Consider the following 14,747-nt stretch of genomic DNA (forward strand, 5'->3'; position numbering starts at 1 on the left):
CTTAGTTCTCCTTTAGCACATATTCTTCGATAGCCCAGGCGACAGCCTCTTCATCGTTGGTCATTGGCGTCACCACATTTGCGACTGCCTTGACTTCAGGAACAGCATTTTGCATGGCAACACCGAGCCCTGCCCATTCAATCATAGAAAGGTCATTTGCCTCGTCACCACAAGCCATGACTTGGCTTTGATCAATTCCAAGATGGCTGATTAGTTTTGCTAAACCTGTTGCTTTATGAACATTCTTTGGTGACCACTCTAGCAACATTTCACGCGATTTAAAGATTTCATATTGATCAAACAATTCTTGCGAAATCTTCTGAATGGCTGCATCCAAGGGTTCTTGAGCAAAGGCAGTCACGCATTTATTGTAGGTCATTTGACTAGACAAGTCTTCAAAGGCCACTGGAACAAAGGTCAATGCTGGATTAAATTTGGCATAAAGACTTTCTTGGTCCGATTGGATTTGATAAACAGTTCCTTCTGAGATGGCATCAATAGGCAGTGATAATTTCTCTGTTTCCTCATACAAGCGTGTCACATCACCATATGAAAAGACTGTTTTATCAAGAATTTCTCCTGTATTTTTCTGAACCAAACCACCATTAAAAGTAATCGTATACTCATCTTCGTGGCCGTCAGTCCCTAGCTCATGAAGGAAGAAATCCATAGCTTTTAAGGGACGACCCGTTGTCAATACAACCTTGATCCCGCGATCACGCGCAGCTTTCAAGGTTGCCTTGGTCCGATCCGTCAGCCTTTTATCAGTAGTCAGCAAGGTCCCATCCAAGTCCAATGCAATCAATTTTATATCTGCCATTATAAGCCCTCCATATAAGCTATAACCGACTGGTCCTTATGGTGACCAATCACAGTCTCTGCTAATTCTAAAATTTCTGGTCGTGCATTTTCAGGAGCTACAGGATGTCCCACAACCTGCATCATGTGCAAGTCATTAAGATTGTCTCCAAAAGCCATAACCTGATCCATTGTGATACCAAGTTTTTTAGCTAATTCAACAATAGCCACTCCCTTATCGACATAGTCCAGAACAATATCAATGGATTCAAAGCCAGTTGTCATGGCTTTAACACCAGTAACATGTTCGTTTACCCAAGCTTCTCCAGCTTCAAGCGTTTCTTCTGTGAAGTTGGTTGTAAATTTGAAAATGTCATCTGTAATATCTTCAAGACTCGCTACTTTTTGGATATTTTCATTATAGTGCTGACTCTCTTTCAAATAGGTCTCATCAACCGTATCTAGAACATAAGATCCCTTCTTCCCAGTCAAGAGCAATTTATTGATATCTACATAAGGTGACGTTTTCAGCTTTTCAAAAGTCGTCAAATAAAACTCACGAGACATGGTCGCTTCATACAAGTCCTGACCTTGATATTCGACCAAACTGCCATTTTCCGCAATGAAAATAATATCCTCACGAACATCTGAAAATAATTTTTCTAGAGATAGAAATCCTCGACCCGAAGCTACCGCAAAATAAATCCCTTTTTCCTTGTAGGAAGCCAAAAGTGACTTGAGGCGATCCATATCAAAGCGCCCATTCCCATCTAGGAAGGTTCCGTCCATATCCGTTGCTACTAGTTTAATTGTCATCCTTCAATACTTTCTAAATCTTTTAACTTAACTGAAACAATCTTTGAGACACCTGATTCTTGCATGGTCACTCCATAGATAGAATCGGCCGCTGCCATGGTTCCCTTACGGTGAGTTACGACGATAAACTGGCTATCCTTGTCAAAGCGATTAAGGTAATCGCCAAAACGTTTGACATTGGCTTCGTCCAGTGCCGCCTCTACCTCATCTAAGATAACAAATGGGATAGTCTTAACTCGAATGATAGAGAAGAGCAAAGCAAGAGCTGATAAGGCTTTTTCACCACCACTCATGAGGTTAAGCGACTGGATTTTCTTACCTGGAGGTTGAACAGAAATCTCAACCCCAGCTGTCAGCAGGTCTCCCTCAGTCAAAATCAGGTCAGCCTGACCTCCGCCAAACATCTGCTTGAAGGTCACTTTAAAGGACTCACGAATGGCCTCAAAGGTTGATTTAAAGCGTTCTTTTACCTCATCATTCATCTCTGTAATAGTCTCAAGAAGCAGGTTTTTCGCTGACAAAATATCATCTCGCTGGCTATTTAGGAAATCCAAACGACTGTGAACTTCTTCGTACTGTTCAATAGCATCCAAATTGACAGGACCCAGTGAGCGAATAGCCTTCTCTAAATCTTTAACCTCTTGCTCTGCCAGATTGAGATTTTCCAACTCATGCGCCTTTTCAAGAGCTTCAGTATAGCTAATCTGATACTGGTCTGTTAATTGACTTTGTAGATAGCGCAAGCGCTCGCTGACCTTTTCTTTCTTGGCTTCAGCACGAGTTTGCTTGCGAATCCACTCTTCATTCTGCTGGCGAGCCTGTTCCAAATGACTGGCAATATCATCCAGCTGACCTTCTATATCATCCAATTCAAACTGCTTGCGAATCAAACCTTGTTGGAGGTTTGTTTTCTGAGTTTTGGCTTCATCCGCCTGCTGACTGAGCAAATCCGTATCAACTTTCTCAAGATTATCAACCTTTTCTTGAAGAAGGCGCTGGATTTCCTCTTGTTCGATATCTAAATTATCCAATTCCTTGCCTAAACGCTCAATATCAGCCACTTCATAACGTTTTTGCCCTTGCAGTTCTGTCTTAAGCAAGCGAGCTTGCGCTAGCTGTTCTTGCAAGTTCTGATAACGTTCTTGGATGGCATTTTTGTTAGACTTAATCTCTTCAATCTCAGCTTCTAGATTTTGCTTGTCACTGGTGATTGTAGCAAGGCGCTCTTGGCATTTTTCCTTATCTGCTTGCCAATCTCCTTCAGAAAGACGATCTAATTCCTCTTCTTGGAGTTTCCAAAGAGTTTCTAATTCTTCGACTTGCTGACTGGTCTGCTGATAAGCAAGGGACAAGCCTTGCTCCTGAATACGAGCCTGCTCCCCCTGAGATTTGATGGCTTCTAATGATTCGGTCAATCTAGCAATCTCATCTTGTAAGGTCTTCAAAGCCACTTCTTCTGAACGAAGGCTTGCTTCCTCTTCAGCAATTTCTTTTTGTAATTGCTCCAGTTCTGGTTTGATGAAGATGCTGTTGTTCTGACGATTGGCTCCACCTGCATAGGAACCACCTGTACGAAGCTCTGTCCCATCCAATGTCACCATGCGAACCTGATAACGAACTTGTCGAGCAGCTTCACGCGCATGTTCTACGGTATCAAAGATAGCCGTCGCAGCTAGCAAGTTCTTGAAAATGGCTTCCAGTCTAGTATCGAAAGTAACTAACTCATCTGCCATGCCCAGAAATCCTGGACTTGCAGCAATAGCATCTTGGTTCTGACTAGAAATCGTACGCGCCTTGATCGTTGTCAAAGGAAGAAAGGTTGCACGACCTGCTCTGTTTCGTTTGAGGAAATCAATCGCCTTGGTTGCCGACTCTTCATCTTCTACGATGATATGCTGACTACTGGCTCCAAGCGCAATCTCTAGGGCAGTTTGATAATGCACATCAAAAGTCAGGTGCTCACTGACTGCACCAATAATCCCACCAAGGCGATCTTTTTCTTGGAGAACACTCTTAACACCTGCATAAAAGTTACTATGATTTCTCAGGATATTTTCCAAACTTTGGGCTCTAGCCTGCTTGTTTTTGAGACTATCCAGACGGTCAAAGAGTTGACTTTGTTGAGCTTGATAGGAAGCTTTCTGCTCCTCTTGCTCCTTGGCACAGACTTGGTAGTCGGCCAATAATTTTTGAACTTGCTCCTTGGCAGTTTCAAGCTCCGCCTTTTGCTGCCTAGCTTTCTCTTTAACTGTAGCCAGCTGTTCTTTGAGTTTTTGTAGTTGATCTGCTTGTTTTTGAGAAAGCTGACGACTATTTTCCAACTCATTCTCGATACGGGTCAACTGGTTTGAGACATCGGCTTCTTCCTGTAAAAGCGCCACAAAGCGTTCACGCAAAAGCTCAATCATCTGATCAGGATCATCTGAAAAAGCCAGCAATTCAGCTTCTAAACGATTGAGTTTTTGATTATTTTGGACTAGATTTTCCTCTAAAAGTGCTAAAGAGCTTTCTTTAGCAGATTTTTCTTTGCTGAGTGATTTTCTCTTATCCTCCAAAGCAGCTAAACGAGCTTGTGCTTCCTGTTGATTCAGGGCTACTTGCTCAGATTCTAATTTCGATAGGGCTAATTTTCTCTCTAAATCACTAATCAGACTGGTCAAATCCATCAAACTGCTTTGATCTTTGGACATTTCAGCCTGTAAATCTTGGCGTTGCTTTTTAAGAGCTTGATTTTCTTCTTCTAATTGTTCACGCTTTTGGTAGTAGCTCGTCAAGAGTTCCTGAACCTGAGCCAACTCTTCTTCTGTCGAGTCTAGTTCAGCCTTATTTTCCTTGATTTGAGCAACCAGCACGTCTAAATAAATAGCTTTGCGTTGACCTTCCAAGTCTAAAAACTTACGAGCATTTTCAGCTTGCTTCTCAAGGGGTTTGATTTGATTATCTAACTCATAGATAATGTCTTCAAGACGGTCCAGATTATCCTGAGTTTGTTGCAGTTTACTCTCAGTTTCTTTTCTACGAGTCTTGTATTTCAAAACTCCTGCAGCTTCTTCGAAAATAGCACGACGTTCCTCAGGCTTGGAGTTGAAAATCTCCTCAACCTTCCCTTGGGAAATGATAGAGAAGGAATCTCGTCCCAAACCTGTATCCAAGAAAAGATCATGAATATCACGCAGACGGACTTTTTTACCGTCAATCTTATATTCACTATCTCCACTACGATAGATATGACGTTCGACCCTGATTTCTTGACCAGCATCCTTGATAAATCCGTCATGATTATCCAGAGTCACAACTACAGAAGCATAATTGAGCGGTTTGCGGCTTTCGGTCCCAGCAAAGATAACATCCGGCATCTTGCCGCCACGGAGGCTCTTAACACTGGACTCCCCCAAGGCCCAACGCAGACTTTCTGTAATATTCGACTTTCCAGATCCATTGGGTCCAACAACTGCCGTCACACCTTTGTCAAAGACGACCTTGGTCTTGTCAGCAAAAGACTTGAATCCCTGAATTTCGATTTCCTTTAAATACATGAATCCAGCCCTTTCTCAACGGCATTTTTGGCAGCTTCTTGCTCTGCTAATTTCTTAGAACGACCTTGACCTTGACCAATGCTCTTGCCTTCAACAAGAACTTCTACATCAAAAACCTTATCGTGGGCAGGACCCGTTTCAGAAATTACCTGATAACGAATAGCCACATCCCCATTGACTTGAAGTAACTCTTGAAGATGGGTTTTGTAGTCTGTAATCATCTCAAACTCGCCTGCTTCAACCTTAGGAATCATGACTTGGTAGATAAATTCCTTGACCTTGGCCACATCCTTGTCCAAAAGGAGGGCACCAAGAAAGGCTTCGAAGGCATCACCAAGAATGGTATCACGATTGCGCCCACCAGACTTTTCTTCTCCCTTACCCAGCTTGATAAACTGATCAAACTGGCAGTCACGCGCAAAACCAGCCAAACTCTCCTCACGGACAATCATGGCACGGAGTTTAGACAAGTCCCCTTCAGGCTTTTTAGGATATTTTTTATACAGATATTCTGAAATCAATAACTGTAGAACAGCGTCTCCTAAAAATTCCAAGCGTTCATTGTGTGAAATTTTTAAGAGGCGGTGCTCATTGGCATAACTCGTATGAGTAAAGGCAGTTTCCAGTAACTTTTTGTCTGCAAATTCGATTGCAAAATGGTTCTTTAGTACAGTTTGTAATTCTTTCATACCAACCTCTTTCTAACTGATAACAGTCCTTTTTATTATATCAAAAAAAGCCCCCTGAGTCACTTTAAAACGGGACTGGAGGAGATTTGAGTATTCATTGAAATGAGATTTTCAGTTTTAGTGGCAAATTTGAGGCAGGATAAATAAAAAGCCCCATTAAAGGCTTTTTAGGATGTTTACATCCACCCTGAGGGAATCGAACCCCCATCTCAAGAACCGGAATCTTACGTGATATCCATTACACTAAGGGTGGAAACTTGTTTTATTATAACAGAAATTTGCTCTAATAACAAGTTTTTTTCTGGTCAGATAGCCCGTCTTAGTGGGAAGCATCCCCATTCCAGATAGAGTTTTTCACGATCACATAATCAACGTGTTTAAGGTCAGCAACCTGACGTCCACCTGCATAAGAAATAGCACTTTGAAGGTCTTGTTCCATCTCAGTCAAAGTATCTTGCAAATGACCTTTGGCAGGAAGCAAGATGCGTTTGCCTTCGACGTTTTTATAAGCTCCTTTTTGATATTGTGAAGCTGAACCATAGTACTCTTTAAACTGTTCACCATCAACTTCAATCGTTTTTCCTGGACTTTCGATGTGTCCTGCAAATAGGGAACCAACCATAACCATACTGGCACCAAAACGGATAGACTTGGCAATATCACCGTGAGTACGAATCCCTCCATCAGCAATAATCGGTTTACGGGCAGCCTTAGCACACCAGCGTAGTGCAGCCAACTGCCAACCACCTGTACCAAAACCAGTCTTGACCTTGGTGATACAAACCTTACCAGGGCCGATTCCGACCTTAGTGGCATCCGCACCCGCATTTTCCAACTCGCGAACTGCTTCTGGTGTTCCCACATTTCCAGCAATGACAAAAGTATCTGGCAATTCTTTCTTGATGTGTTGAATCATAGAAATCACGCTATCCGCATGACCATGAGCAATATCAATCGTGATGTACTCAGGAGCATCAGCCTTGAGCTGGCTAACAAAATCATACTCATAGTCCTTAACACCGACAGAGATAGAAGCAATGAGCCCTTGATCGTGCATACGTTTGATAAAGGGAATGCGTCCTGCCTCATCAAAACGATGCATAATGTAGAAGTAGCCCCCTTTAGCCAGTTGCTCTGCTACATTTTCATCCAAAATCGTTTGCATATTAGCTGGTACAACAGGTAGATTAAAGGTGTGATTTCCTAGAGTGACGCTTGTATCCGCTTCTGCACGGCTTTTAATCACACATTTATTTGGAATCAATTGAATATCTTCGTAATCAAAAATTGGAAATTCATTTAACATATCGATGTCTCGTTTCTTTTATAATGACCTACCTATGCTCTCGCATCACTACGTCTTTTCCGACGTTTCCTTAATTTATTATAAACTAAAGTACAGTTTTTGTCAAATAATTTTATGAATTAAAATTTATCGTTCGTTTTTTACTCGTATTAAAAACAAAAGAAAGAGGAGAGCCGATTATTTTCTCCCCACTCCTTCTCTATCCTAATAATACTCTCCCTGACGGTAGTCCCATGAGTTAAATGTATCTGACAGGTGCATCATGATTTTATCAATATCAAGCCCTTTACGAATAACGACTGGTGCTGGTGAAGTTGAACGTGCTCCTCCTTGTTCTGGGATGAGCTTACCATCTTTATCGACCATAGACACCATCACACCTTGCTCGTAGCGAGTTTCAATCGTTTTGTCAGGTTGGATGGAAGCCACATAGTCGTCTGCTTCAATGACAAGGTCCACTGCTCCTTCGATACGTTCTCCAATACCTTCAACCTTACCACGGTTTCCTTTTCCAGATGGGTTTGCAGATGAGGCATAAACCATTTTACCTTCTTCCCAAAGTTTGGCAGCTAATTGTTCACCAGCCTTACCAAACTTGATAACAAAACAGCTAGTACCACGCACGTCAGTCATAAGTTCTTCACGACCATCACCATATGCTTTGAGTTTTTCAAAAGCTTCTGGTTTCCAAGGAAGGATACAACCAAGGAGAATGTCTTCGTCCCAATGTTTTTGGTAGAAGGCTTCAATTTCTGGGTTGAGTTGTGCTAAAGCGCGAAGCTCGTCCATGCTACCACAAAGTACAACACCTGGTTTGTTACGGTTACGTTCTTTGGCTGCGAACTTACGCTCAAGTCCTGCCTTATCGCTGGTCATGATAATGTAACCAACTTTAGTAGGGCAAACGATACATCCGCCCTCACCTTTTAAAATGTCATAGCCTTCTTGTGAAAGTGTTCCGTTCCATTGAATGTGTTTTGTCATAGTTCTATATTTCCTTTTCTATTTTTTCTAATCCTGCCAGTAGGCTGGTCGTTGTTTTTCATAGGCAGCAATCAAGTCTTCATACTGCAAAGTAATACCGATATCATCTAAACCATTTAAGAGTTTATGTTTCCATTCGCTATCAATTTCGAAAGTAAATTTTCCAACTGGTGAGATGATTTTTTGTTGTTCTAAGTCCACAGTTACCTGGTCAGTCGGTTTAAGCCGGGCTAGCTTTTCTCTAACCTCTCTAGGCTGAACAATTGGTAACATGCCATTATTAAGTTCATTATTGTAATGAATGTCACCGAAAGAGCCTGCAATCACGACCTTAAAACCATAATCTGCTAGAGCCCAAGCTGCGTGTTCCCTCGAAGAACCTGCCCCAAAGTTATCCCCTGAGATGAGGATACTGGCTTTGCGATATTCAGGTCGGTTAAAGACAAAGTCTGGATCCTCAGTATAGTTATCGTCCAGATAACGCCAAGCATACATGAGATACTTACCAAAGCCTTTCTTATCAATTAACTTGAGAAACTGCTTGGGTAGGATTTGGTCGGTATCGATGTTATCATTCATGAGAGGAACGGTCGTTCCCGTATAAACTGTAAATTTCTCCATATCCTCTCCTTACTGGGCTTCTGGCATTTGCCGAACATCTACGAAGCGCCCTGCGATAGCTGCCGCAGCTGCCATGGCTGGACTGCAGAGATGGGTCTTAGCACCAAATCCCTGTCTATCTTCAAAGTTACGGTTGCTGGTTGAGGCACAGTGAACACCATCAGGGACCTTGTCAGGATTCATCCCTAGGCACATTGAGCAACCTGGGTCTCTCCACTCAAAGCCAGCATCTAGGAAAACTTTATCCAAGCCCAATTTCTCCGCAGCTCGTTTGACAGGACGAGAGCCTGGAACTACGATAGCCGTTAAATTAGGAGCGATTTTCTTTCCTTTGACAAATCGCGCAGCCAGCTGCAAGTCGCTGAGACGAGCATTGGTACATGAACCTATAAAGATATAGCCTAATTCAATATCTGCTGGCTTTTGACCAGGCTCCAAGTCCATGTAATTATAAGCGCGCTCATCATTCATATCCTTAATTTCTGGGAATCTACTGTCAAAGTCAACCCCCATAGCAGGATTGGTTCCCCAAGTAACCATAGGAGCTAGGTCTGAGACATCCATCCGGATAACTTTATCGTAAACAGCATCATCATCGCTGACAATTGTTTTCCAATCAGCCACAGCCTCTTCGAAATTCGCTGGAACACATTCGCGTCCCTTGAGATAATCATAGGTAGTCTGATCTGGATTCATGATCCCCATCTTAGATCCAAACTCGATGGACATATTGCAGATGGTCATTCGCTCTTCCATGCTCAGTGCATCAATAGCTTGTCCACGATATTCCACCACATAGCCAACACCACAGGCAACGCCGTACTTGGCAATCAAGGCTAAAATGAAGTCCTTGGAATAAACTCCCTTTTGTGGAACTCCTGTAAATTCTACCAGCATTTTCTTGGGTTTAACCTGCCAGAGGGTCTGGGTAGCAAAGACATGTTCGACCTCACTGGTCCCAATTCCAAAGGCGATCGCTCCGAAAGCCCCGTGGGTTGCTGTATGGCTGTCTCCACAGACGATGAATTTCCCTGGTTGGGTCCGTCCTGTTTCTGGACCTACCATATGAACGATTCCCTGCTTCTCTGAACCGTGGGCCGCATGTTCGATCCCAAATTCCTCAACATTTTCAGCAAGCTTATCAATTTGCGCTTTAGAAATTACATCTCGAATATCGTAGATATTGACCGTCGGGACATTGTGGTCAAAGGTTCCAAATGTCAAGTCTGGCCGTCTCAATCTGCGACCTGCATCTCGTAATCCTTGAAAAGCCTGAGGACTGGTCACTTCATGAATATAGTGCTGGTCCACATACATGAGTTGGGGCTGCCCCTCTTCTCCTGTGATGACATGACGGTCCCATAATTTATCAAAAATCGATTTTCCTGCCATCCATTACCTCCAAATAAAATATAAGGCTACTAGTGTGGTTATCATCCCAAGAAACCAAACTGTTTTAAAGTACCATTTTCTAGTCTTGTGGTGAAAAGTGATCCCTGCTAGCCAAGCTCCAAAACCACCACAAGTAAAAGCTAAAATAAGAAAGATTTTCTCAGGGATGCGCCAAGCTTTTCTCCTTGCCTTTGATTTGTCAATGCCATAAATCAAGAAAATCATGACATTCCAAATCAAAAGGACTAGAGTAATTTTTTCGTCTAACGTCATAACCTTGCAATGATAGCTTCCGTCATTTCCTTGGTCGAAGCCTGTCCACCTATATCTCTTGTTAAAATGCCAGCCGCTAAACTGGCCTCAACAGCACGCTCTATACGCTCTGCATCCTCATAACGACCAAAGCTATCTCTCAACATCATGGCAACTGATAAAATCATGGAAATAGGATTGGCAATTCCTTGACCTGCAATATCGGGTGCCGAACCGTGAATGGGCTCATAGAGACTTGGACCCTTTTCAGAATGACTGGCTGATGGCATAACCCCAAGTGTGCCAGATAGAACGCTTGATTCATCAGATAAGATATCTCCGAAAAGATTCTCCGTCACGATGACATCGAACTTGGCAGGATTGGTAATCATGAGCATTGCAGCTGAGTCTACCAGCTGGTGTTCCAAGGTTACATCTGGGAAATCCTGCGCGACTTCCTCAGCTACTTTCCGCCAGAGTTTTGAGGTCGCTAGAACATTTTGCTTATCGATACTAGTAACGATTTTTCTGCGATTTCTTGCAATTTCAAAGGCTTTGCGAATAATCCGCTCTACTTCCTCATAGCTATAGTCGTTGATATCACGCGCTTTTCGCTCTTCAAGGATATGGTCCCCAAAGTATATACCACCTGTCAACTCACGCACCACGACAAAGTCTACACCAGCAATTCGTTCTGGTTTGAGTGGTGACAAATGCTTGAGACTATCAAAGATTTTTACCGGGCGAATATTGGCGTAAAGATTGAGTTCCTTACGGAGAGCCAGCAGGCCTTGTTCAGGGCGAATCGCTGCTCCATCATACTGAGGACTACCGATAGCTGCTAAGAGAATGGCATCTGCTTCTCTACATGCCTTGAGGGTTTCATCAGGTAAAGGATGCCCCTCTGCATCAATACCTGCACCTCCAAAAGGTCGTCTATCAATCTCATAGTCAAAACCTGTTTTTTCAGCTAGAGCCTCCAGAACCTCTAAACCAGCCTCCATGATTTCTGGGCCGATTCCGTCCCCTGCTAGAGCTACTATTTTCTTTGTCATAGCCTTCTCCTTTACACACTAGGCATATCGCGATATGAAACGCTACGTCCCATCTCACCTGCATTCTCTTTTTGAACAAAGGTATTAGCGTTAATATAGGCAATAGCCGAAGCCTTCAGTACATCGAAATCAAGACCTGCTGCATTAAAGATGGTTTCTGTATCTCTGTTTTCAACAGTGACCAAGACCCGAGCCTGGGCATCAATTCCATCTGTTACCGCATCAATGGTATAGGACACCAAGCGAACTGATTGGTTAAAGAACTTGTCGATAGCATTAAAGATTGCTTCAACGGAACCTTGCCCTGTCGCATTAAATTCAACCTTCTCACCATCCATATTTGCTAGGCTAACGAGCGCTTCGATGTCATTATCTGCATGAGTTTGAAGTTGTAAATCATCAAAATGGAAGCCTTCTGGGTTTTCAACCATAGTTCCAGCGACCAGCGCACGAATATCTGCATCTGTAATTTCTTGTTTCTTATCGGCCAGTGCCTTGAACTTAGCAAAGAGTGGTTTGATATCCTCTTCTGTAAAGTCTAGGGCCAATTCTCTTAGTTTCTCAACAAAGGCATGGCGACCAGACAATTTACCAAGCGGAAGACTATTGCTCTTAACACCGACCAATTCAGGGGTGATAATCTCATAAGTAAGAGGATTTTTAAGGACTCCGTCTTGATGAATACCAGATTCGTGAGAGAAGGCATTGCCACCAACCACAGCCTTGTTTTTAGGAACTGGAATACCAGAGAAGCGAGAAACCATTTCTGACGTATTTATTGTTTCATTTAGGACAATACTGGTTTCTGCTTGATAGTAATCTTGGCGAATATTGAGGGCCACTGCAATTTCTTCCAAAGCAGCATTTCCAGCTCGCTCCCCAATACCATTGATAGTTCCTTCAACACGTCCTGCACCATTCTTGACAGCAGCAAGGCTATTTGCCACTGCCATTCCAAGGTCATCGTGACAATGAGGCGAATAGATAATCTGACGATCTGTCTTAACATTCTCAATCAAGTATTTGAAGATAGCTCCGTACTCTTCTGGCGTGGTAAATCCTACTGTGTCAGGGATATTGATATAAGACGCCCCTGCATCAACCGCTGTTTGAACAACTTGCAAGAGGAAATCCAACTCTGTTCTAGTTGCATCTTCAGGAGAGAATTCGACCACTTCAAACTTAGAACGAGCATAGGAAACATGCTCCTTAATAGCGACCAAAATTTCTTCCTTGCTCTTATTAAGCTTATACTTGCGATGAATCGGACTGGTAGCAATAAAAACGTGAACTTGTGGATACTTGGCGTCCTTGAGGGCCTCGTAGCAAGCATCAATATCAGACTTGACCGAACGTGCCAAACCAGTCACCGCTGTTTTCTTCAAGACCTTAGCAATCTCCTGCACTGCCGTAAATGAGTCTGGGCTAGCCGCTGGAAAACCAGCTTCAATGGCCGAAATGCCCCATTTCTCCAGCTGCCTTGCTATGGCAATTTTTTCTTTGATTGAAAAGTTAACACCCGGCGTCTGCTCTCCATCCCGAAGGCTGGTATCTAGAAATTCAACTGTTCTCATAAGATTTCCCCTTTTCCAAATGTGGTTTTTAAAAAAACATCTCGCTTAGAAGTCCAAGCGAGATGTTGATTCACTCCCGCTTGGTAAGCCAAACAGGACTAATGCTTTTTGCACTAGCCCGAGTACCTCAACAACAAAGCAAATTGATTAAACTTAGCTGTTTTCATGTTTGACTTTCTCCTTCGTTTGATATCTTGTTTAGTATTTTAGCATAGCTAAAAACACTTGTCAAGAAAAAATCCAATATTTTCTGAAAATTTCTTCAGTATAGAATATTTAGCTAATTGAAAGTTCTTGAAAATCCTTGAAAGATCTTATTTTTTAGAGGTTAAATTCCAACTTCTTTCTATCAATTCTAGGACTGCTGAATCTGACAAGGTATCATCAAAAGCCACACTAATCCAGTAACGTTTGTTCATATGGTAAGCTGGATAAATACCCTTTTGTGAAAGTAAGTTCGCTACTTGATCGTGTTTGAGATTGACTGCTTCCACTAATCCTTCTCTATCCTTTTCCAGCTTATCCCCAGAAATTCTCATCAAAACAGCATACCACCTTTGATTGCCTTCATGTCTTAACACTGCCGTATCAGGCGATTTCTCCCACAGATACTCCAGCTGATTTCCGTACTTTTCCTGAACCTGAGCCATAATACGCTTAGTCTGAGGACAGATATAATCCTGCACATCAAAACAGGCCTTCCTAATCTGGTAAAGAATCTCCAAACAAGCCTCACGGACACTTGCAACAAAACTTCCTCTCATACTTTCCATATGGACTTGAGGATAAAGATCACCCGTTTCCTGGTCAAAGACCTGAAAACTCACATTATCAGCAGTGATGGACACAACCATGACAAAGTCACCTTGCAAAATCTGGCAACTATAAGTCCAAACTCCACTACTTTCTAAAAAACCATAGGCACGAGCCTTTTCTTGATTAAACTGATAGGATTTAAAAATTTCAAACATAAGTGAAAACTGCTACCAAAAGCTAGCAGTTCCTTTCTATTTTTTAAAAGACAACCTTGGTTCCATGCAATTGTGTCACGCCCAACTGGTCGATAAAGGTTTGACGATTATCCAAGTCAATCCCCCCACCTGGTAAGATTTCAATTTTACCTTTAGCATGTTCCAAAATTCTGTGATAATGAGCAAAACGTTTGTCTAGTGAATCGCCAGATACACCAGCACGAGTTAGGATCCGAGTGACACCAGCTTGGCTGAGCCAGTCAATAGCTTCCAACTGGTCTTCGTCACTCAATTCATCAAAGGCCATGTGGAAGACAATTTCCATCCCCTTTGATGCAGCAATCAGCTTCTCAAGATTAGCTTTATCCAACTTCTTCTCAGCAGTTAAGGCACCAAATACAACCCCTTGACTTCCAGCCTGAGCAGTCAAACGAATATCTTCTAGCATGATAGCAATTTCCATATCATTATAAACAAAGTCGCCACCACGTGGACGAATCATAGTCATAATGGTCGTATTGTAGTTAGCTGCCAGTTCAACCGCCGCCTTGGTCACTCCATAGCTGGGTGTTGTTCCACCAACTGCTAGATTATCACAGAGTTCGATTCGACGAGCTCCAGCCTGCATCGCTTTTTCAAGCAAGGTCACATTTTCAGCACAAAATTCGTAAATCATTTGATTCTCCTTGAGTATTACTTTGAATTTATTATATCATATTGTTGTGAATATGCTTTCATTTTTATCAAGGGAAA

General features: G+C 42.5%; 13 protein-coding genes and 1 tRNA gene. All 14 read right to left on the reverse strand.

Translation table 11 applies throughout. The annotated features are described in order from the left end of the window. Window position 1: 1 nt before the first annotated feature. Window positions 2–820 (reverse strand): Cof-type HAD-IIB family hydrolase, encoded by an 819-nt coding sequence (locus N8L33_RS00355; RefSeq protein WP_261057992.1) that lies wholly within the window; start codon window positions 818–820, stop codon window positions 2–4. Next, window positions 820–1,614, reverse strand: coding sequence for a Cof-type HAD-IIB family hydrolase (locus N8L33_RS00360; protein ID WP_261057993.1), 795 nt, complete (start codon window positions 1,612–1,614; stop codon window positions 820–822). Before N8L33_RS00360 ends, N8L33_RS00355 begins: the two co-directional genes overlap by 1 nt. Next, entirely contained in the window at window positions 1,611–5,150 is a 3,540-nt protein-coding gene (smc, locus tag N8L33_RS00365) for a chromosome segregation protein SMC (RefSeq protein ID WP_261057994.1), read from the reverse strand. Before smc ends, N8L33_RS00360 begins: the two co-directional genes overlap by 4 nt. Beyond that, on the reverse strand, window positions 5,141–5,839 hold the full coding sequence (gene rnc / locus N8L33_RS00370; protein WP_000661480.1) for a ribonuclease III: 699 nt from the start codon (window positions 5,837–5,839) through the stop codon (window positions 5,141–5,143). The genes smc and rnc overlap by 10 nt, the downstream gene beginning before the upstream one ends. A 181-nt stretch (window positions 5,840–6,020) precedes the next feature. Beyond that, a tRNA-Arg gene (locus N8L33_RS00375) sits at window positions 6,021–6,092 on the reverse strand. Window positions 6,093–6,158: 66 nt separating this feature from the next. After that, window positions 6,159–7,145, reverse strand: coding sequence for a GMP reductase (locus N8L33_RS00380; RefSeq protein ID WP_261057995.1), 987 nt, complete (start codon window positions 7,143–7,145; stop codon window positions 6,159–6,161). 204 nt (window positions 7,146–7,349) lie between these two features. Next, the gene (locus tag N8L33_RS00385) at window positions 7,350–8,129 is read right to left on the reverse strand and encodes an L-threonylcarbamoyladenylate synthase (RefSeq protein ID WP_000160498.1); all 780 of its coding nucleotides are present in this window, start codon (window positions 8,127–8,129) and stop codon (window positions 7,350–7,352) included. 27 nt (window positions 8,130–8,156) lie between these two features. Beyond that, the gene (leuD, locus tag N8L33_RS00390; RefSeq protein ID WP_261057996.1) at window positions 8,157–8,750 is read right to left on the reverse strand and encodes a 3-isopropylmalate dehydratase small subunit; all 594 of its coding nucleotides are present in this window, start codon (window positions 8,748–8,750) and stop codon (window positions 8,157–8,159) included. Window positions 8,751–8,759: 9 nt separating this feature from the next. Beyond that, on the reverse strand, window positions 8,760–10,142 hold the full coding sequence (gene leuC / locus N8L33_RS00395) for a 3-isopropylmalate dehydratase large subunit (RefSeq protein WP_261057997.1): 1,383 nt from the start codon (window positions 10,140–10,142) through the stop codon (window positions 8,760–8,762). Window positions 10,143–10,145: 3 nt separating this feature from the next. Then, on the reverse strand, window positions 10,146–10,415 hold the full coding sequence (locus N8L33_RS00400; RefSeq protein WP_261057998.1) for a DUF1294 domain-containing protein: 270 nt from the start codon (window positions 10,413–10,415) through the stop codon (window positions 10,146–10,148). Further along, window positions 10,412–11,449: a 3-isopropylmalate dehydrogenase gene (gene leuB, locus N8L33_RS00405; RefSeq protein ID WP_261057999.1), complete on the reverse strand. Its 1,038-nt coding sequence runs from the start codon at window positions 11,447–11,449 to the stop codon at window positions 10,412–10,414. The genes N8L33_RS00400 and leuB overlap by 4 nt, the downstream gene beginning before the upstream one ends. A gap of 11 nt (window positions 11,450–11,460) precedes the next feature. Further along, window positions 11,461–13,023 (reverse strand): 2-isopropylmalate synthase, encoded by a 1,563-nt coding sequence (locus tag N8L33_RS00410; RefSeq protein WP_261058000.1) that lies wholly within the window; start codon window positions 13,021–13,023, stop codon window positions 11,461–11,463. 314 nt (window positions 13,024–13,337) lie between these two features. Further along, window positions 13,338–13,994: an MmcQ/YjbR family DNA-binding protein gene (locus N8L33_RS00415; protein WP_261058001.1), complete on the reverse strand. Its 657-nt coding sequence runs from the start codon at window positions 13,992–13,994 to the stop codon at window positions 13,338–13,340. Window positions 13,995–14,037: 43 nt separating this feature from the next. Further along, a complete protein-coding gene (locus N8L33_RS00420) occupies window positions 14,038–14,670 on the reverse strand; it encodes a copper homeostasis protein CutC (protein WP_261058002.1) in 633 nt (210 codons plus the stop codon). Between the last annotated feature and the right edge of the window lie 77 nt (window positions 14,671–14,747).

The organism is Streptococcus mitis, from assembly GCF_946188695.1.
GTDB lineage: Bacteria > Bacillota > Bacilli > Lactobacillales > Streptococcaceae > Streptococcus > Streptococcus mitis_DF.